The sequence below is a fragment of the Pseudomonadota bacterium genome, assembly GCA_022361155.1.
In the GTDB taxonomy this organism is placed as follows: domain Bacteria; phylum Myxococcota_A; class Polyangia; order Polyangiales; family JAKSBK01; genus JAKSBK01.
Genome location: JAKSBK010000527.1, coordinates 30,368 through 51,034, shown reverse-complemented (window position 1 = coordinate 51,034; position 20,667 = coordinate 30,368). Strand labels below are relative to the sequence as shown.

12 protein-coding genes are annotated in these 20,667 nt (G+C 64.4%); 4 read left to right on the top strand and 8 right to left on the bottom strand.

Going from position 1 to position 20,667, the window contains the following annotated elements:
• Positions 1 to 267: 267 nt before the first annotated feature.
• The 7 genes from MJD61_19685 to MJD61_19655 all read right to left on the bottom strand — a co-directional run bounded on the left by MJD61_19685 (position 268) and on the right by MJD61_19655 (position 11,540).
• Positions 268 to 1,713, bottom strand: coding sequence for a TonB family protein (locus MJD61_19685; protein ID MCG8557485.1), 1,446 nt, complete (start codon positions 1,711 to 1,713; stop codon positions 268 to 270).
• A 184-nt stretch (positions 1,714 to 1,897) separates the two neighbouring features.
• Positions 1,898 to 2,485 carry a MotA/TolQ/ExbB proton channel family protein gene (locus MJD61_19680; GenBank protein ID MCG8557484.1) on the bottom strand — a complete coding sequence of 196 codons (588 nt, stop codon included), beginning with the start codon at positions 2,483 to 2,485 and terminating at the stop codon, positions 1,898 to 1,900.
• Positions 2,482 to 2,748, bottom strand: a complete 267-nt coding sequence (locus MJD61_19675) for a hypothetical protein (protein MCG8557483.1) — start codon at positions 2,746 to 2,748, stop codon at positions 2,482 to 2,484. Before MJD61_19675 ends, MJD61_19680 begins: the two co-directional genes overlap by 4 nt.
• The gene (locus tag MJD61_19670) at positions 2,745 to 4,310 is read right to left on the bottom strand and encodes a tetratricopeptide repeat protein (GenBank protein ID MCG8557482.1); all 1,566 of its coding nucleotides are present in this window, start codon (positions 4,308 to 4,310) and stop codon (positions 2,745 to 2,747) included. The genes MJD61_19675 and MJD61_19670 overlap by 4 nt, the downstream gene beginning before the upstream one ends.
• Complete coding sequence (locus MJD61_19665) at positions 4,307 to 8,269, bottom strand: tetratricopeptide repeat protein (protein MCG8557481.1); 3,963 nt, start codon at positions 8,267 to 8,269, stop codon at positions 4,307 to 4,309. Before MJD61_19665 ends, MJD61_19670 begins: the two co-directional genes overlap by 4 nt.
• Positions 8,269 to 10,749 (bottom strand): tetratricopeptide repeat protein, encoded by a 2,481-nt coding sequence (locus MJD61_19660; protein ID MCG8557480.1) that lies wholly within the window; start codon positions 10,747 to 10,749, stop codon positions 8,269 to 8,271. Before MJD61_19660 ends, MJD61_19665 begins: the two co-directional genes overlap by 1 nt.
• Positions 10,746 to 11,540 (bottom strand): hypothetical protein, encoded by a 795-nt coding sequence (locus MJD61_19655; protein MCG8557479.1) that lies wholly within the window; start codon positions 11,538 to 11,540, stop codon positions 10,746 to 10,748. The genes MJD61_19660 and MJD61_19655 overlap by 4 nt, the downstream gene beginning before the upstream one ends.
• Before the next feature lie 267 nt (positions 11,541 to 11,807).
• Here MJD61_19655 and MJD61_19650 point away from each other — a divergent pair, with 267 nt between their 5' ends.
• A complete protein-coding gene (locus MJD61_19650) occupies positions 11,808 to 13,235 on the top strand; it encodes a sigma-54 dependent transcriptional regulator (protein MCG8557478.1) in 1,428 nt (475 codons plus the stop codon).
• A gap of 117 nt (positions 13,236 to 13,352) precedes the next feature.
• On the opposite strand, the gene MJD61_19645 is transcribed toward MJD61_19650, so the two are convergent.
• Positions 13,353 to 14,342, bottom strand: a complete 990-nt coding sequence (locus tag MJD61_19645; protein ID MCG8557477.1) for a hypothetical protein — start codon at positions 14,340 to 14,342, stop codon at positions 13,353 to 13,355.
• Positions 14,343 to 14,545: 203 nt separating this feature from the next.
• On the opposite strand from MJD61_19645, the gene pilB reads away from it, so the two are divergent.
• The 3 genes from pilB to MJD61_19630 all read left to right on the top strand — a co-directional run bounded on the left by pilB (position 14,546) and on the right by MJD61_19630 (position 20,599).
• Complete coding sequence (gene pilB / locus MJD61_19640) at positions 14,546 to 16,258, top strand: type IV-A pilus assembly ATPase PilB (protein ID MCG8557476.1); 1,713 nt, start codon at positions 14,546 to 14,548, stop codon at positions 16,256 to 16,258.
• A 301-nt stretch (positions 16,259 to 16,559) separates the two neighbouring features.
• Positions 16,560 to 20,192, top strand: coding sequence for a methionine synthase (gene metH / locus MJD61_19635; GenBank protein MCG8557475.1), 3,633 nt, complete (start codon positions 16,560 to 16,562; stop codon positions 20,190 to 20,192).
• Between the two features lie 131 nt (positions 20,193 to 20,323).
• Complete coding sequence (locus MJD61_19630) at positions 20,324 to 20,599, top strand: hypothetical protein (GenBank protein ID MCG8557474.1); 276 nt, start codon at positions 20,324 to 20,326, stop codon at positions 20,597 to 20,599.
• Positions 20,600 to 20,667 lie beyond the last annotated feature (68 nt).

Below are 20,667 nucleotides of genomic sequence, written 5' to 3'. Positions count from 1 at the left end.
ATCCCGTTGCCCGCAAACACCACTACCACACCGCCTCGATGAGTACCGCCGTATAGTATTGCCAGGGGCGTCCTAGCTGTCAATGTCGAGCGATCCTGGCGACTTGAGCTTAGGGCCCGCGGAAGAATAACTCGTGTGTTTCGGTGAGGACTGGGCGCCGCTGGCGAGGCGTAACGACGAGGAGTATTGGGGATACTTCGAGCAGGAGCAGCATAGCCAGCGGTGGTCAGAACCGGCGAAATGGATGAGTTATTCTTCCGCGGGCCCTTAGTTCTGGGGGGCGAACACGAAGGGATACGAATAGGTCACGCTTCCACCCTCTGGCCCTGGGTTGAAGCGAAAGCGCCTTATTGTGTTGACCACGCACGAAGCCACGGCATCGGATCCGGTGGTGTTCTCGGTTGCCTTCGACCCGGTCACGTTGCCCCGCTCCTCGATCGTGAACTGGACTACGACTTTGCCCGCCAGTGTAGGATTGCGCCGCAGCTCTCGCTCGTAGCAGGCCTGGATCGCCCGCAGCCGCGTCTTGATGGTGCGGATCACCACTTTGTCGTCGAAATCTCCGGTGCCCCCGATGTCTCCGCCGCCGGTGCTGAGCTTGGCCCGGCCACGGATCCTGCGCTCTGCCACCGCCTTGCCCTCGGCGACGGCCTTGCCCCCGCCACGACGTGCAAGTGCACCCAGCCCGCCCACGCCGCTGCCCCGGCCCCCGCCGGTCCGGGTACGAAGCGCGCCACCCGCCGAGGACTGCGCCACGCCGACACCCGCCGCTTGCGCGAGGACGTCCTCAGCCATGCCCGTGACCGCTCCACCTGCCAGCACATCGGCCAGAACGCCGCCAGCCTCGGCGCTCAAGGCTCCGACGATCAGGGCTTCAGCCGCCTGCGCGGCCTCCTCGGCGATCCGGGCCGTCTTCTCGGCCACCTCTTCCTTGGTTTCCTTGGGTGCGGGCTCGTCCTTCTTGGGCGTCTCCTTGGGCTCCGGCTTGGCCTCTTCCGTGGCTTCTTCTGCCTCCGTAGGTTCTTCCTCCAGGGGTTCTTCCTCCGGGGGCGGTGGCGGTTCCTCGAAGATCATTCTCGCGACCGCGTCCGGAACCGCGGCGATGCCTTGTTCGATCGGCCAGTCTGCGTTCTCCATGTAGACGATCAGGGAAAACATCGCCATGAACGCGAACGTAACGTGCGCTGTGAAGAGCCAATCCAGGGCGCGCACGAACCCCGCACGTGCGGCCGCAGGCAGCTGCGGTCTGGGCTGGACCGGTGGCGGCACGACAAACTGGAACAGCAGCGTCACGTTGCCGATAACGACCTTGCCGCGCGAGTTATCGGACAGCTTGACCTGCCAATGGGAGCCCGCGTTGCGGGCCGAGCCGCTGGAGCGCAGCTGCTGCAGGTCTTGCACCCCCCCCGGCAACCCAACCCGCCCCTTCATGTCGTCACGGAAGTTCAGGATGTAGTCCTGTCCGACCAGCTGAAACAGCTCGAAACGCGACGGCAGCCCCTTGGCCTGGACCACGAAGTGGTTCTTCTCCGAGGTGCCCACCAGGACCGTCTCGCGTTTGCGGACGATGCGCTCCTCGACGATCCGCCCGCCTTGAATCAGGCCGATGCGCAGCACCTTCGGGCCCGAAGGGCGAAGCTGAACCGCCTGCATGGCCATGGTCATGGCACCCGGACGGCCACGCCGTGTCTGCTGCGTCTGGTTGCTGTTCATCGGGTCGCTCCCCGTATCGGCCCCCAGCTGAGGACGCCACGGCGCCGCCGAGGCCGAACGCGAGTCGCACCGGGCTCGACCAACAGTACACGTCCTGAAAAAGCGGGTCCACAATCTTCACGCAGGCGTCGCACCCCAACCCTCTCGGTCGTGCCTACGAATCCCGAGATCGCCCGACATTTTCTCACCGCTCGAGCACGAGTTGCTCGTCGAGACTGCGTGCCGCGCGCTTCAAGTCCTGGGCCAGGCGCCTCAGGTGACGTCGCAGAACGCGCAACGCGCTGTAACCGACCAGAGAGGTCACGAGCCCTAGTGCCATCGTCACGGCTGCGTGCTGAAGAGCTTGTGCCTGCAGGCCGCTTGCCGGCAGCGCGGAGTCGCCGTCGGCGGAATACACATGCCTGAACTCGACGATGACTCCAAGAAGGCCGATTGCGGACGCAATGCTGCTTAGGCCTCGGATGGCGTGCAGGCCCTTGCCTCCCTCGTCGCGCAGCTCGGCCCAGACGGAGTCGCGCGCTGCCCCTGGGTCCTCTCCGGCCATCTTGGCCCTGACCATCGCGCCCGCCAACAGTGCCACCCAGCTGCTTCCCCCTGCCTCGGCCAGCGTCTTGGCGCCCTCGAGATCCCCCTCGCCCAGCCGCCCGCCGAGGCGGTTCAGGTAGGGCTCAAGCTCGATCGGCGCCCGATACAGAATCACGAGCAAACGCTGGACCACCGTGCCGCACACGACGGCCGCCACGACCAGCTGCGCGACGTTGTAGGGCGTCAAAACGGATCGCGCTTCACTGCGCGCACCACATCTTTGAGGAACGACGCGCTCAGATCGACCACCTCGTAGCCCAGGCTAGAGCGGTTGAGGATGTAGAACGCATTGGGCTTTTGAACGCGTCCCTCGATGCGAATCTCCTCCAGCTGAATCACCTTGGGAGCCGCCTGGCGACGCTTGCGCTGGGCCTGCCCCGTCGTCGCTACCACGAGCGAGCCGAGCCAAAGCGCGCAAAGCAGCAAAAACACGGCGCCACGGATGCTCACTGCTGGCCTCCTTGTTGCGTCGGAGCTTGTTGCGTCGGCGCGGGCACGGATGCCGGGGTCGGCTCTTGGTCGGCGGCGGCCCCCTGCGTGGGCTGCCCACTCGGCGCCCGGCGCGCGGCGCGCTCGGTCTCGCGCTGTTTGCGCTTCTTTTCCCGTTCGATCCTGCGCTGCTCCCGCTCGATACCTCGTTGAAGATCCTGCAGATAACCCTCGGACGGGTCGTCTCGACTCAAACTTGGCCCCTTCATGTGCCGGTAGTTCGTGAATTCGCTCACGGCCTGGCGCAGTGCGGTCAGCTGATCGAGGCCTGGATAGTCTGCTCCGGCCGACATGTACATGAGCGCCAGATTGAAATGCACCTCCGGCAGATTGGGCTGCAGGCGGAGCGCTTCATCGAAAGAGGCCTTCGCCAATTGCCACTGCTTCGTGGACCGGTACGCGTCTCCCAGGTTGAGATGAACGGCTGCAACGCCTGGGGTCAGCCTAACCAAGTGCTCGAACTCCGCGAGTGCTTGCGAGTAGTTGCCACCCGCCATGTACTGGAGGCCAAGCTCCATGCGGGCCTCGGGGTAGTCGGGTCGCAGCTCCACGGCCTTGCGAAACGCTTTCAGTGCATCCGCAAGCCGCCCGTCCTTCTTGTACTTCGCGCCCAGCAGGAAGTGCAGCTCCGCGTCCTGGTCGGTTACGCCCATGGCCTGCTGCAGCATCGAGTCGGCCAGCTCGGCGCGGCCGCGAGCGCGGGCAGCCTTCAACAGCGCGATCATGGCAGGCACGAAGCGCTCGTCACGCCTCAGGGCCTTGCGTGCGGCCGCTTCCGCTTCGTCGAGTCGGCCGGCACGCGTGAGCAGCGAGGAGTAGAGTGCTTGCAGATACAGGTTGCGCACCCAGGAGCTTGCGAGCGGCGCCATGAAGGCGACCGCCTCTCTCACCGCGCCGCGCCTGAGATAGAACCGCACGATGCCCTCTGCTGCCTTCTCGTAGTCGGGTTGTACCTGCAGGGCACGCCGGTAGTACTGTAGCGCCTGGTTTTCTTGACCGGACCGGTCAGCCAGCACGCCCAGGTTGTAGGCGAGCTTTGGTGAGTTCGGATCGGCTTGCAGCGCCCGCTCCAGCGTCAGGCGCGCGGTGTTGACGTCGCCGGCATCGGCCGCGGCCATCGCCTGGTCGAGCAGCTGTCCTCCTGCGGTGGTAAGAGCCCGTCGCGGCGGCAGCGGCCGGCCAGTTTCCTGCTCCGGGTCCCCCCACGGGCTCGGCTTGCTGCTCGCCTCCGCCGGAGCAGGGGTCTTTGGCGATGGCGAGACCGCGACCGGCTCCGGCGGTGGGTGCGGGGCAGGCATTGGCACCTGCGTTGCGCGCGCCACCGCAGGCCGCGGCGCACTGGTTGGGGCCCTGGCAACGCGAGGCCGATCCGCGCTGCCGCCCCCGCAGCCCAGGACCAGCCACACGCTCAAGCCGGCCGAGCCGAGGCTGCTCCAGCGCCCACAAGCCCCCCGCCGGCCGAACCCGCCCGCGTGATCGTCGTGGCGCAGGTGTGCGGCGGTTCCGGCAGCGCGGCATCTCATCGTTGGCCTCGTGCAAACGCTGGCGGCGAGACACCAACCCGGATCCCGAGGTTGCGACCGCGTGGCGCTCGAGAAAACTCTCCAGGCGCGTACTGGGCAAACGAAGGATCGCGCGCAGCAGCCTCCGCCACGCATTCGGCAATGCGCTCATCACCGTAGGCATTGATGCGATCGATGGCCGAGCGGGTGTATTTGTTGTCGATATTTCCGGCGCGTGCAGCTCGAGCAGCCAGGGCGTAGCGTGCTACGGCGAGGCATTCGATGGGGCGCACCTGCGCATCCAGGACCTGGCGAATGCGGTCTTCCACCTGTGCACGTACCTCGTCCTTGAGGTCTGCGGGAGCGCGTCGGATCTTCTTCTTGAGATCCTGGGGCATGACGAACGGCGTGTTGAGCACACCCCGAGCCAACACCTCGTAGATCCTTCCCTGACGAACGAAGGCGGCGATGGTCCAGAGCGGCCGGCGATAGCCGGGAACGGTGTTGTAGGCTTCCGCCCGGCGCTTGGCTTCTTCGCCCCCGGATTTTATCTGTGCCATGACACTCTTGACGTAGCGCTCGAGCGTTCGGGGAGCTCCAGGCTTGATCGCGAACTGCTCGAACTCGACGCTGCCGCGATCGACGAGAAGAAACCTGGCCTGCGCAGCGTACTCGGCCGCGAAGGAGCCTGGAGCCTGGCCCGACTGCGCGAAAAAGGCCGCGACATCTTCCAGGGCGCGCCGCTGGTCTTTCACTTTCTGCGCGAGTGCCTTGCGAGCTTCCGCGATGCGCCAATAGGCCTGCACCACGAGCTCACCAGCGTCCCTATCCCGCCGATAGCGTTCGATGAAGGCTCGCATGTTGCGTATCACATAGCCGTAACGCTGCTGCTTGTACGACATCTCTGCGACGCGATACCGCGCCACGCGTTGCTCTTTCGGGTCCCGTAGCATCTCGGCTGCACGACGGTAGTACTCCGCTGCGCGTGAATACTGTTGTTGGTACTCCAGGATCTTCGCAGCGTTGATCAGGGCTCCCTCGCGACGCTCCAGCGTTTCCGGCACCTGGGAGCTGGCGAAACGTGGCGAGTCTGCGAGCAATCGGTAGTTGTCGACGGCTCGCTCGTAGTCGAAGAACCGGTTTGCATTGAATGCCATTCGAAAGTAGGCGTTGCCCAGGATGGCGTCGAGCGAGGCCTGCTCCTGGCCGTCCTTGCCCTTGCGGGGACCTACCTCGTCGATAATGCGCTGGTACAGCCTCCCTGCGGACTCGAAGCGGCTCGTGCGCTCCAAAGCGATCGCCGCCTTCTCCAGGGCCAAAGGAGCCTGCGGGTGATTCGGCTCAGCGTTCACCGCCTTGACCAGCTCGGTGGCCGCTTTTTCGTAAAGGTGTCGCTGTTCGTCGCCAGCGGTCTGTTCGGCCTGCGCAAAGATGCGTACCGCATCCTGGTAGCGGAGGTTCGTCAGGTCAGCGCCGGCAAGACACTGCGGCTCCTCTTGGTTTGCAGGATCCGCGCAGTTGATCTGCCGGCGCATCCCGCTGGCCGCAAACGTGCATTGCCGCTGGCTCAGCTCCTGACCCAGACGCCGCACCTCGTTGTTGTCCTGCAGCGCCACGGCCATGTTGCGCAGATTGAGCCACGCGACTCGTCCGGTTTCGTTTGCGTCGGGGCCAACACAGCGCTCGTCGAAGATCGTGCGCAGGCGCTGCTTGGCGTGCGTCCAGTAGCCGTACTGGTAAAGAAGCAGGGCGTTGTTGTACCGATAGGACTCGCGCACGCCCTCCTTGTCTTGCGCTGGCTGGACGCGAGCGCGGTAGATTTCTCGCGCTTGTGCCAGTCGCTGGATCAATTGGGGCATCGGCGCGGGGCGCATGGAAGGTGGAGCACCCTGGGGATCGGGCGGCTTCGAACGAAGCTGCAGCTGACCTGCTCGCTCTGCCTGCTCGATCAGCCGCTTGTTCGCTTCGACCACCAATCGAGCCGAAACCGATAGGTACGTGTCGTCCAGATTCGAATCACGTACTGCCGCGTACTCCCGGGCCGCCGACTCGTAGTTTTCGGACCAGTAGAGCGCGTCGGCGAGGTTGTACTGCAGTTCGTACGCCTGCGGGTTATTGGGATAGTTCTTGATGTATTGGCGATAGGCCCGAGCGGCAATCCCGTACTCGGCCTGCGCGCGCCGGCACAGGTCGGGTTCCTTCTGTTCGACGCAGCGTCTTCGCAGGCGCTGCGCTTTTTGGTGTTGGTAGACCGCCGTGTTGATGAGCGAGTCCTCGGCCAGCTCTTCGGCCTGGCGCTGCTCGCGCGGATGATCCATATTGGCGTCCCACCAGGCACCGCCTTGGGCATAGCTTGCCAGCTTCGACCGCGCGTCGACCGCCTTGTCCATTTGGTTGTCGCGCGTGAAGGCCCTCGCAACCATGTTCTGGATTTCGGGGGCTCGATAATGGAGCGGCCAGCGTCCCAGTGCCAATCGCCAGACGTCGATCGCATCGGCGTACTTGGCCTCGTCGAAGTAGATGTTCCCAAGCTGAAAGTACACCTCTGCCGTCCAGGGGCGATCCTGCGCCAGCAAGTTGGCATTCTGTACTCGGTCGATGCCCCTGGGAAGGCCTTCGGCGGGATCGCCGATTTGGTTTTCGTTCCAGTCGTCGTAGGCGAACGCTATGCCCAGATACTGAATGGCCTCTGCACGCAGTTCGGTGCCCGCCTTTCCAGTGCGTTTTCGTTCATCGTCGGACCACTGTACGAGCTTCGCGAAGTGACTGATCGCCTCCGGATAGTGACTGGCGCGGTAGTGCGCCCAAGCCACCTTGTACAGCGCCAGATTGTAGTTGCGGTCCTCGGGCCTGGACAGCACCTTCTTGTAGGCGCTGATCGCCTGCTCGAGACCACGCTCGGAGAAATCGTAATCGAAATGGTACTCTCCGATGCGCAGCCACGACTCGGCAAAAAATCGCGAGCCCTTTCCGATTGGATTGCACTTGGCATAGGGATCGACGAAGGGAGCCTTCGGTTTCGGCTCGGGTTCATCCATAGTCAGTGCGGGATGCTGCTTGGCGCTGGGGTCGTCGGGCTGCTCCGGCTTGGCCGCAACCGGCTCGCCCCTGTAAGTGAACTCGTTGCTGCATACCAGGCTAAGCCAGGCCAGGCGCGCAGCCTCGGGCTTGCCCATTTCGTTTAGGCAGTAACCGATCAAATAGTAGACGCCGTCCAGACGCTTGTAGTCTGGGAAGGTCTTGACCAGCTGGGTGTAGAGATCGATGGTCGGCAGGAAGCTCTTGGCCGGCTCTTGCAGATGCGAGTCGCTGAGCTCATGTTCCTGCAGTCGCTCGCGTTCGGTGAGGTACGCGTCCATCTCGCGTTGGAAGCGAATCGCGCTGCGCTCGAAGTACAACTCGCCGAGCCTGAACATGGCGTCCGGGGAGTACTTCGGGTCCCGCGGGTAGCTGCCGAGAAAACGCTCGAACAGCTCGATGGCGTTGGCTCGCGCCCCGTCTTCAAGGTGCTCTTCGTGTTCGATCTGGCGCTTGAAGGACAGGTCTCGGTTGCGCCGCTGCCTCATGTAATCGCGCCGCAGCAGCGTGCCCATGGTGTCGCGAAAAGCGCTCCCTACCATCCCGAAGTGCTTGACCTCGGCCTGCAGCTCCTCGAGGGCCGCCAGTTGTTGTGGGGTGGGATCGGGTCGCTGGTCGAGGCTCTTTTCCTTTGCTGCCGTCTGAAGAAAGGTCGGCAGCGTTCCCAACCCGGTTACATCGCTCGTTCCGGCCCACGGCACGTCCTGGGCTCTCGCGGCCGGCGCAGCCGCCGAAGCGGCCGGCCGTGCCGCGGACGGTGCCACCGTACCCGGTCGCGCTGGTGTCCGGCTGCCGGAGGAGACCGGTGGGGCCGGCGCCGCCGGGACCTGCGCCTCGAGCTGCCATGGCACGGCCAAGACCGGCACCAGCAACCCTATCCAACGCATGCTCGGGACCAGCATCAGGAGCCCTCTCCCTTACCGGTGGTTTCATCCATGATCTCACGAAACTCGTCGTCCAGCACTTTGATTTCTCGAGCGCGCTCGCGCGTCAGCATCTCGATGCGGGTTCGGTGTTCCTCCCGCTGAGCCCAGGCGACGTCGACCTTGCCGACATCGGCGCGCAGCACGAGATCGTGGAAACGCTTGCGCGCACCGTGGAAGCTCGCGTGCGCGACGCCCCCGACCGTCCCCTCGGCTTCTCCCTCGAGCAGGGTCATGCGGCCCTGGTAGCCCACCAGATTCTGGCTCTCCTCGTTGAGGACGGAGCTCATCTCCCCGATGCGTTCCTGCACCACTACACGCAGCATCTCGTCGTGGGCGTCCAGCATCTGCTCCACGGACGTCACCCGCCGGAACAGCCCGTCCATTTCACGATGCACGGGAGAGTGTTGCGCCAGCAAGGCACGCTCCCGGCCCACCAACTCTCGGTACTCGCGACGCAAGGCCACATCCCGGCGGTAGCTCTCATCGCCCACGCCCACGCGCAGCCTGCCTGCTTCGACCTGCGCACGCAGCGCTTTGACCCGCTCCTGGTGCGCCTTGATCGCGTCGGCGTGACGTTCGAGCTCGGCGCGAAGTGCGTCGACGCCGGCACCTGCCGGCACTCCTCCCGTTTGGATGAATCGTTCGGTCGCTGTCACGCGCGCGTTGAGACCCAGCAACTCCACGTCGAGTTCGCTCAAGGAGTGCTCGAGGCCGTCGTAGCCATGCAGCACGCGGTTGTTTCGACGGCGGAAGTCTGTGGCCTGCCTGGGCAAGCCGGCAAGGAGCCGCTCGAGCTCGCGCCGCCGCGTCCTCAGCCTGCCTAGCTCCTCGCCCCCGGCGCTCGGCGCGGCCGCAGCCTCCTGTTCGATAAGCACTGCTCGCACGGCCGCGAGGCGGTTGCGCAGGCCCACGGAGCGCTCTCGAGAGAGACGCAGATCGGTGAACATGGTGACGGGATTGGGCGCCCTGAGCGCCGCGTCGAGGCGAAGCGCGATCTGCCTCGTTTCCGTGGCGAGCTGCCGTGTGGCCGAGAGATCAGTAAGGACCTCGAGCGCCTGGCTCATCTCGGGACCGGCGATCATCCAGCGACTGGCCATGGGGGGCAGGAAGGCGTCCGCATCGAAGGCACGCATGTTGCGCCGCACGAGCTCGCGGAAGTAGCTGGCCGGATCCGCATGGCGTGCCAGCACCGCATCGAGCTCGTTGCGAACCTGGCCGAAGTCGGAGGCGACCTTGGTGAACGCCTTGGTCGCGGCATCGTAGCGTCCTTCCCGCAACAGCAGATTGCCGCGCAGCACTTTGGCGTCCGGGATGTAATGACTGTCCGGACGCGCCACCTGCAGCAGCTCGAGCGCCCTCTCGGCCTCGGTCGAGTCGCCGCGCTTGATGTGTACCCACGCAACTTCGAAGAGCGCCGTTCCAAAGTGATCGGAGGTGCGCTTCACCCGCTGGTAGGCTGTGATCGCCTGGTCCAGCTGCCCGGTTTCGTAGTGGAGCCTGCCCAGGGCGAGCTGGGCGAGCTCTTCGATCTTGGCCTGTCTTTCATCGCGCTCCGAAGGTGCGCGCACGACTTGCCCGAACGCTCGAAGCGCAGCGGCATACTGCCCTCGCAGCGTGTAGACGACGCCGACGAAATAGCGCGCCTGCGCCACGTACGGGGTCCTTGGGGCCACCGCTGCAAAGGCGAGCCGCGCCTGCTCCAGTGTTGGCTGGTCGACCACACCACCCTTGCCTGCGGCCTCGGGGTCGAAATCGCCGGCGACGGCCCTGCTGTACAGCAGCTTGCCGCGGAAGTAGTGAGTGGCTGCTTCCACCTGGGAAGGCGGAATCTGTGCCAGGCGCCGGAAATACTCGTCCACTCCCCGGAAGTCGTTGGTGTGGATCGCTATCTCGATCAATCGCCCCAGGCTCTTCTGCACATGGGGACGGAACGGAGCCTGATCGCTTCTTCCCAGCAGCTGGGTGAAACGGCGTCGGGCGCCGAGCAAATCTCCGGCCAGGAACAGGGAGTCGCCGAGAAGGAACAACGCGTCCGCGTAGGCCGCATGGCCGCCATGGTTCTGCACCAGATCCGTGAACAAGACGCTCGCGCGGACGTAGTCCCTCAGGCGGTAGAGCAGCTCTCCCTCGGCCAGGCGTTCCTCGACATAGGTAGGGCTGCGAAGCTGCGAACGCCTTATCGGTTCGCGGCGCAGCTGGGCTACCTTGGCTTCGATGTCTGCCAGCTGGGCACCGGCTCTTGCGACTTGTTGGGCCCGGGCGGCTGCAGTCCAATCCAAGACGACCAACAGACACGCGAGCCACGGGGCCAAACCTGTCCGGCGGCAGAGCCCCGCCGGACGGGCATCCGATCGCCGCCGGGCCACCGCAGGCCCCGGTTGCTGTCTAGCGGACTGCGCCGTCGTGCGCCCGCCCGGATTCCGAATCGGATCCCGGACGGCTAGCGCGGAGCTCACTGCGCTACCTCTCCCGGACCTGCCTGATTCGATTGAAAGCGCTTGTGGAAGGTAACCGCGGGTCGCTCCTCTAGCGGTGCAGTAGGTCCTCCACGTTCGTAGCCGACGACCCTGAGGGTGGCCAGCTTGCCCTCGGGCGCGTTGAAGGAAAACGATGCCCGCGCCTTGAAGGTATAGCCCTTGAGGTACGAGAAAATGCCATAGCCATGGCCTCGATACTCGAGTTTCACTGTCAGCGTGTGCTCGCCCGGCACGATGCTGCCGTTGTAGACGTCAAATGCGTCGCGATCCCCGAGCGCGCCCGACTCATCGGCCTTGTTGAAGATCGGGGCGCCGTCGAGCGCGTAGACCACGCGCACGAGCTTGTAGGAGGATCCCATCTTGTTTTCGTGGATGATCTTCGCCTGGGCACCGGCGACGACACCTTGCAGCACTGTCTCGGCAAGCAGCGACAAACGTGCCTTCGATCGAAAAATCTGCTCCTTGAGCTCGTTCACCCGCTGCTCGAGATCGCGCAGCCTCACCGAATACTTGGAGGCGTCCACGGTCGGTGCTGCCCGAGCCGGCGAGCCGCCCGGTAGCTGCGGTCCCGTCGCCCCGGGCGCCGGAGCCGCCTTTTCCGAGGTTGCGCCAGCCTTGGCGGCGGCCTCGGTCGATGCCGCAGCTTGCGCTTGCGCCTGCTCGGTGCTTGGCGCGGTGTCTTGACCCGCGGCTATTCCGACGCCGACAAAGAACAGCGTCCCTACGAAGAACAACGCTACAGACGCGGACGGTGCCACCAGCCTGCGCATGGGATATCCTCGTTCCTGCGGGGTCGATGCTGCCCGCCCGGAAAAAAGTGAAACAATTGAGCTTCATTTATACCAGGCACGGACCGACAGGGTCAACCTTGATTGGCATCCTCCGGGCAGCGTAAGGCCCCGTCACAGAATAACTTTTCCGGATCGGCGGGAGCCGGGCACCGCTGGCAAGACGCGACGCCTTCGTTCACCGCAGGTGCGGTCCCTTCGAGGGGGGCGGCATCCGGCATCGGCTCACCTGTGTGTTATAGCGAAACAGTGTCCCCAAGCGTCCTGATCATCGACGACGAGAAGAACATCCGCCGGAGCTTGCGGATGGTACTGGAGGGCGCCGGCCTGGAGGTATTGGAGGCACCGAGCGGCGAACAGGGCCTGCGTCTCGTTGACGAAAACGAGCCCGACCTAGTGATCCTCGATGTGCGACTGCCCGGCATGAGCGGCCTCGATGCGCTGCAGTCCTTGCGGGCTAGTCCCCACCGAAGTGCGCTGCCGGTGCTGATGATCTCGGGCCATGCGTCGCTTTCGGAGGCGGTACACGCCATCCAGCAGGGCGCCACCGATTTCTTCGAGAAGCCGCTCGACCGCGATCGCATCCTCGTAAGCGTCAACAACGCGCTGAAGTCGGCGCGTCTGCAGTCCGAGGTGGACTCCCTGCGTGCCGAGGTCAACAAGCGCTACGACATGATCGGCAAGAGCTCCATCATGCTCAAGCTCTATGCTGCCATCGAGAAGGTAGCGCCCACCCGGGGACGGGTGCTCATCACCGGCGAGAGCGGGACAGGCAAGGAGCTGATCGCACGAGCCATCCACAGACTGAGTCCCCGGCGCTCCAACCCGTTCGTGAAGGTGAACTGCGCTGCCCTGCCAGGCAGCTTGCTCGAAAGCGAGCTCTTCGGCTACGAGCGCGGCGCCTTCACCGGAGCGCAGGCACGAAAGAAAGGCCTCTTCGAGGCAGCGGACGGTGGCACGTTGCTGCTCGACGAGATCGGGGACATGAGCCTGGAGGCGCAGGCCAAGGTGCTCCGGGCACTTCAAAGCGGGGAGATCTCCCGCGTGGGGAGCGAGCGGGCGATTTCGGTCGATGTGCGTGTCGTTGCCGCTACCAATAAGGACGTGGAGGCTGCTGTCGAGGCAGGCGAGTTCCGCGAGGACTTGTACTTTCGGCTCAACGTGGTGCCCGTGCGTAGCCCGGCGCTTCGCGAGCGCAAGGAGGATATACCGCTGTTGACACAGGCTTTCTTGAGCTCGTTCTGCGCGGAAAATGGGTTGCGCGCCAAGCCGATCGATCCAGCGGTTCTGCAGGCCCTCACCTCCCGTTCGTGGCCCGGCAACGTGCGCGAGCTCAAGAACGTGGTCGAGCGTATGGTCATCCTGAGCGGAGATCGGATCACCCTCGCCGATCTCCCTGACCAGGGCCGCCTTGGCCAAAGCACGCACGAGCCGCGACCCGACGCCCAAGAGCTGGCTCGCCTGGTGGCAGCGTCCGGTCAGCGGCTCACGCTCCGCAAGTTTCGGGAAAATATGGAAAAACACTACATACTGGCGATGCTCCGGGGCCTCGAATGGAACATCTCCAAGGCGGCCACCGAGCTGGGTATCGAGCGCACCAACCTCCACAAGAAGATGAGAGCCTACGGCATTCGCCGTGACACCGGCCCACCTGGAGGGGCGAATCCGGGTCGCTAGGGCCGGTAGGCAAGTTGGGGGGCTAGGTACTGCTTTCGCGTGGTCGTGGTCTGGTCAGGCACCGCAGCCAGATTGATGGACCTCATCCGTGATCCTGTAGGGTTATTGAAACAGTACCTAGCGTGCGCGCTTGACGCGTACCTTCGGCGCCAGGCCCGATTCAGCCAGAGCCTGTTTGGCCATCCGCGTGAGCTCGGGCGGGACGCCTTTTTGCATGAAGCTCCCGAGCATCTGCGGCTCCATGCGCCCCATGGCGGCCATGGATTTGCGCGCCAGCCCCCGCTTCTTGTTGGAGAAGTAGGTGAACACCTGAGCGCGCAACAGCAGCAGCCTCGCCTCTCCGTACTCCGAATCATCCGCACTGTAGGTTTGCAGTAGCTTCAGGGCTTCCTGGCCCTTGCCCGTTCTGGAGAACGCTTCGGCGACGATGGCGGCACTCATGGCCTTACCCTTCGTGGTCGGTACGCGATCCAGACGGATCGCGTCGGCTAGTGTCCTGGCGTCCCGCACCCGATTCGCCCTGAGGTAGAGCATGGCAAGTTGGGTCCGACCGTCGTCCCTCACGGCCGCGGGCGCCTTGTCGAGGTCGATACCTTCCAGAATCGCGATGGCCTGCGACGCATCGGTGGCCGCAAGCAGCTGGGCGCGGGCAAGAGCCTTCATCGCGTCCTTGGAGCTACCTTCGGCCAGCTGTTTCAGGGCCTGCTCGCGGCCCTGGTCGTCGGTGGCCGTCTTCATGATGTTGACGATGGAACGTGAGCGGCGGGCCAGGGCGCCCGCATAGATGGCGAAGCCGGCCGCAAGCACCGTGAGCACGCCGACCACGCCAACGCCCCAGTAGCCGATGTACGGAAGGGTCATCAGGGCGGTTACCCAAAGCACCCCGAAACCGGCCCCAATCTGAGCGATGACCTTCCACTTGACTCGCGGGGTCTCGAGCTGAGCGAGCGCTTCGGCGGGGTTGGCGATAGAGGACTTGGGGGGCTTGCGCTTTGCCACTGGCAGCACCTGGCGCAGTGACCAGTAGCGTGTCCGCAAGGGGACAGCAACAGGGCCTGCTTTCGGCAGGTCGCTGCCGATGCATCCCAGCGTCCCACACATGTTCACGCGGGTTCCCTTCAGAGCTGCGAGGGTTCTCCGTTCCAAGTCAACGGAGTCGGGGTGGCTTCGCGGCTCGAATGGAGCTCGGGCGACGCCGGGCGCGCTCCCTGGATGACGGATGGCGGGATAACTTGGAGCTGTTTGCGGGCCATGCGACGGGCTGTCCCCCCTCGCCGCTGCGCGCGCGGTGTCCTTATGGGAGGGAATAGATGACCACCGATAAACGCATGGGCGAGCTGCTTGTGCGGGAGAAGCTCATCAGCCTGCAGCAACTTCGGACCGCGCAGGACGAACAGCGCAAGGGCAACACGAGCCTGGGCTACGCGCTGTCCAAGATGGGCTTCGTATCCGATCATCAGATCACCGACTTTCTGAGCCAGCAGTACCGTGTCAAAGCCATCGACCTCAGGGAGTGCGAGGTCGACAAGGCCGTCTTGAAGCTCATCTCGCAGGACGTCTGCGAGCGCCACCGAATTGTCCCAGTGTCCCGGAACGGCTCTTCCCTGGTGGTGGCCATGGCCGATCCGTCCAACCTGCACGCGGTCGACGACGTCAAGTTCTTGACCGGCTTCAATGTCGAGCCGGTGGTCGCCGCAGAGCCTGCCATCGCCGAGGCGATCGAGCGTTACTACGGGGGCGTCGACGAGATCTCCTTCGACGAGATCATGGATGGTTTTGACGAAGAGGAGATCGATTTCACAGCTGAAGAGGACGGCCCCTCATCGCTGGACCTGGAGAAAGATGCCGAAGACGCGCCTGTCGTGCGCTTGTGCAATGCCATTCTGCTCAGCGCCATCAAGAAGGGGGCGTCCGATATTCACGTCGAGCCCTACGAGAAGAGCCTGCGGGTGCGCTATCGCATTGATGGCGTCCTCAACGATGAGATGCGCCCCCCCCTCAAGCTCAAGAACGCCATCGCTTCGCGCCTGAAGATCATGAGCTCGCTCGACATCGCCGAGCGGCGCCTCCCGCAAGATGGCCGCATCAAGCTCAAGCTGGGCAAGGGCAAGGAAATGGACTTCCGTGTCTCGGTCCTCCCGACGATCTGGGGCGAAAAAATATGTATGAGGTTGCTCGACAAGTCCAACCTTCAGTTGGACATGGCCAAGCTCGGTTTCGCACAAAGAGCCCTGTCGGACTTCAAGGGGGCGATCAACCAGCCCTACGGCATGGTCCTCGTTACGGGCCCCACGGGCTCCGGGAAAACGACCACCCTGTACTCTGCGCTGTCGGAGCTGAACAAAGAGAGCACCAACATCAGCACCGCCGAGGACCCAGTCGAGTACAATCTCATGGGTATCAATCAGGTCCAGATGCACGACGATATTGGGCTCAACTTCGCGGCTGCTCTGCGGAGCTTCCTGCGCCAGGATCCCGACATCATCATGGTCGGCGAGGTTCGAGACTTCGAGACCGCGGAAATCGCCGTGAAGGCCGCGCTCACCGGCCATCTGGTCCTTTCGACGTTGCATACGAACGACGCCCCCAGCACGGTATCGCGGCTGCTGAACATGGGCATCGAGCCCTTCTTGGTGACTGCGGCGGTCAACTTGGTGCTCGCCCAGCGTCTCGCGCGTCGCATCTGTGCCGACTGCAAGGCTCCCATCGACGTCGACAAGAGTGTGCTCGAGGAGGTCGGTTTTAGCCCGGAGCAGATAGCGAAGGCGCAGCCGGTCAAGGGGACCGGTTGCCGCACCTGTAACGACACGGGCTACAAGGGCCGGGTGGCACTCTACGAGGTCATGCCCATGACCGACCGACTCAAAGAGATGGTGCTGCAGGGCTGTTCGACCGCGGAGCTGAAGGATGAAATGATCCGAGCTGGAGCCGACTCGCTGCGCCTGGCCGGCATCAAGAAGGTGCTTGACGGTGTCACCTCCATCGACGAGGTGCTGCGCGTCACCAGCGCCGACGTTCAGTAGAACCGAATAAGTCCGTGATCGTGGCTGCGATCGTGGCCATGCCCTTACACAGGTTGGAGATTCCCGCTGTTTTCGGCCTCGGTCAGGTGCCTGCGGTCCGCTGTGGGGCGGTCGTTTGTACGGCGGTCGTCGACGGGAGCGCGGGCCGGCAATCTCGGACTGCGCGGATCGGAGCTTGACGCCGGAGACACACATGCTTGATTTGTGTCGCTCCCCCTTTGGATCAAGAGCCTTGGAGAACCGATCCCCGCACCCCCTCGAGTCGCTCCTGGCGCAACGCATCGTTCTGCTCGATGGCGCCATGGGAACGCTCATCCAGGCCGCCGATCTCGGCGAGGATGACTTCCGCGGTAGCCGTTTCGCCGGGCATCCGGTCGATCTCAAGGGCAACAACGACCTGTTGTGCCTGACGCGTCCAGAGCTTGTGGGCTCCATGCACGATGCCTACCTACAGGCAGGCGCCGACATCGTGGAGACCAATACCTTCAGCGCCACGCGGATAGCTCAGGCCGACTATCGGACCCAGCCGGTGGTGCGGGAAATGAACCGCGAAGCCGCACGGATCGCGAAAGAGGCCACCGTCCGTTGGACCGGCAACAACCCGAGCAAACCACGCTTCGTTGCAGGTGCCATCGGTCCCACCAACCGGGTGCTTTCGATGTCGCCGGACGTCAACGATCCGGGATTTCGCGCGCTCGGCTTCGACGACATGAAGAGCGCCTACGCCGAACAAGTGCAGGGCTTGATCGAGGGCGGTGCCGACTTGCTGCTTGTGGAGACCATCACCGATACCCTGAATGCCAAGGCCGCATTGCTGGCGATCGACGAAGTGGCCGCTGCGCTCGGCCGCAGGCTGCCGCTCATGGTTTCCGTGACGATCACGGACAAGAGCGGGCGCACGCTCTCCGGTCAAACGGTGGAGGCCTTCTGGATCTCGATCGCACACGCCAAGCCCATGACCGTGGGTATCAACTGCGCACTCGGCGCCGGCGAGATGCGGCCGTTCCTGAAAGAGCTGTCCGATGTCGCCACCACGTACGTTAGCTGCTATCCTAACGCCGGGCTGCCCAACGCCTTTGGCCAGTACGATGAGCCAGCAGCGACCACTGCACGGCTGATCGGCGAGTTCGCGCGCGCCGGGCTTGTCAATCTCGTGGGAGGCTGCTGTGGCACCACGCCCGAGCATGTCCGCGCCATCGCTCGAGCCGTTGCCGGCGTCGCGCCCAGGCGCGTGCCCGAACCCGACGGGCTGACCCGGTTCGCCGGGCTCGAGCCGCTGGTGATTCGCCCCGACTCCAACTTCACCGTGATCGGGGAGCGCACGAACGTGACCGGCTCGCGCAAGTTCCTGCGTCTGGTCAAGGCCGGCGACTATCAGAAAGCGCTCGACGTAGCGCTCGACCAGGTGCGCGGAGGCGCCAACATCCTGGACGTCAATATGGACGAGGGCATGCTCGCTTCCGAGCAAGCCATGACCACGTTTCTCAACCTGCTGGCCAGCGAGCCGGAGATTGCCCGTCTGCCCGTCATGATCGACAGCTCGCGCTGGAGTGTGCTCGAGGCAGGCCTCAAGTGCTTGCAGGGCAAAGGCATCGTCAACTCCCTGAGCCTGAAGGAGGGTGAGGCAGAGTTCTTGAGCAGGGCCGAGGTGGTGCGTGCCCACGGGGCCGGTGTGGTCGTCATGGCCTTCGACGAGGCCGGCCAAGCCGAAACTGCCGGCCACAAGCTCGAGATCTGCCGCCGGGCGTATCGTTTGCTCACCGAACGCGTGGGCATGGACCCGACCGACATCGTATTCGATCCCAATATCTTCGCCGTGGCCACAGGCATGCCCGAACATGCCTCGTACGCGCTCGCATTCATCGAGGCCACGCGACGCATCAAGGAGGCCTGCCCCGGTGCCAAGGTGAGCGGGGGTGTATCCAACCTCTCGTTTTCCTTTCGTGGCAACGACGCTGTACGAGAAGCGATGCACTCGGCCTTCCTCTTGCACGCGATACGGGCCGGCATGGACATGGGCATCGTGAATGCGGGCCAGCTTGTGGTCTACGAGGACATCCCCGCCCCCCTGCTGGAGCTCGTCGAGGACGTCATCCTGGATCGACGCCCCGACGCCACCGAGCGGCTGGTCGCGTTCGCGGAAACGGTGAAGGGCGGCGGCAAGAAGCGCGAGCGGGATCTATCCTGGCGTGAGACCGATGTTGCGGAAAGGCTCAAGTACGCTCTCATCCACGGTATCAGCGACTTCGTAGAGGAGGACACCGAGCTCGCGCGCCGGCACTATCGGCGGCCGCTTGCGGTGATCGAGGGACCGCTGATGGACGCCATGAGCGTGGTCGGGGACCTGTTCGGTGCGGGCAAGATGTTTCTGCCGCAGGTCGTCAAGAGCGCACGCGTCATGAAGAAGGCGGTGGCCTACCTGCAGCCCTTCATGGAAGAGGACCAGCAGGACGCCGCTGCAAGCCACAGCCTGGGGCGGATTCTGCTCGCAACCGTCAAGGGCGATGTGCATGACATCGGGAAGAACATCGTGGGGGTGGTGCTCGCCTGCAATGGCTACGAGGTTATCGATCTCGGAGTCATGGTTCCGGCAGATAGGATCCTGGGTACTGCGCGAGAGCGCCGAGTCGACCTAATCGGCTTGAGCGGGCTGATCACGCCCTCGCTCGACGAAATGGTCCACGTCGCAGCCGAGATGAAGCGGCGGAGGTTCGATATTCCTTTGCTCATCGGAGGCGCCACGACCAGCCGCCAGCACACGGCCGTCAAGATTGCGCCCGAGTACCCCCTTCCCACCCTTCACGTTCTGGACGCGTCGCGAGCCGTGAATGTCGTGGGCAGCCTCCTCGACAAGGAGCGCAGGCAGGATTTCGCCCTGAGCAACGAGCGAGCGCAGCAAGCGCTGCGGCGGCTGCACCAAGAGGGCGGCACCGGAGCGCTGCTTCCGTACGAGCAAGCCAACGCATGCCGTCCCAAGCTGGCGTGGCGACCGCAGGACGCGGTGCGCCCGAGCTTCCTGGGGTCCAGGGTGCTATCGGCATTCCCCCTAACCGAGATCCGGCGCTACATCGACTGGACGTTTTTCTTTACAGCGTGGGAGCTCAAGGGTCGCTTTCCCCAGATCTTGGATCATCCGAGGCACGGTGCTGCCGCGCGCGAGCTTCATGCGCACGCCCAGGCGCTGCTCGACCGAATCGTGCAAGAACGCCTGCTGCAAGCGCGCGCTGCCTACGGCTTTTGGCCCGCCAACAGCGATTTGAACGACATCGTCGTCTGGTCCGACAGCAGCCGGAGCCGAGAATTGCTCCGCTTCACCATGCTGCGCCAGCAGCGGTCCAAGCGCGAGGGTGAACCCCAGCGCTGCCTGGCCGATTTCGTCGCGCCGATCGGTAGCGGCATCGAGGACCATATCGGCGCGTTCGCCGTGACCTCGGGCCTTGGCGTGGACGCGCTCGTCGCCAGGTTCGAGCGGGAGCACGACGACTACAGCGCGATCATGGCAAAGGCGCTCGCCGACCGATTAGCGGAGGCGCTTGCGGAGGCGCTGCACGCGCGTGTGCGCAAGGAGTGGGGCTATGCGGCCGGGGAAGAGCTCGCGCTAGATGAGCTCCTGGCGGAGAAATTCCGCGGCATACGGCCAGCGTTCGGGTACCCGGCCTGCCCCGACCACAGCGAGAATCCTAAACTATTCGAGCTGCTGGACGCGCAGGCGCTGGGGATGGGGCTGACCGAGCACTTTGCGCTGACGCCGGCGGCCAGCGTCAGCGGCATCTACCTTGCTCACGAGCAAAGCCGGTACTTCTCGGTGGGCAAGCTGGGGCGCGACCAGGTGATGGACTACGCGAGACGAAAGGGTCTGAGCCTGGCGGAGGTCGAGCGCTGGCTTGCTCCCAACCTGGGCTACGAGTCGGGGGCCGCCCGCGCGGCCGAGTAGCGGCCCCTCCAAATCGCGCCCTCAACGAAGGCACTTGATCGGGTCCGAAAAAGCCGATGCGTGACATTTAGTGACCCTACATGGCAAGTCAGATGTTGTCGCATGGCAGGGGAGGTGGTAGACTCGCGTCTATGCGGATTAGCAACAGTTTCTCCGAAGGGGAAGTCCAGGTACTGGAGTTCATCGTGCAGACCCTATTGCGCGGGGGCTCACCCACCATGGCAACTCGGCACAAGGAGTTTGCCTCCCTGTGCCGCAAGGTCATGGCGATGAAACAGAAGGTGGTCGACAAGCGCAGTGCCCGGACAACGGTCAACGCGGTTCCCGCCCAGGGCTCCGTAGAGGAAACGGCCGTCGGTCCAGTGCGACGCCCACCCGTCGATTCGGCCCTGCGCACGGCCGTCTGAAGCCTGGACACCCTACCCTTGCCCTCGGCCAGTCTCGGCGATCCCCGCTGCGACCGGCCGTGGTGTAT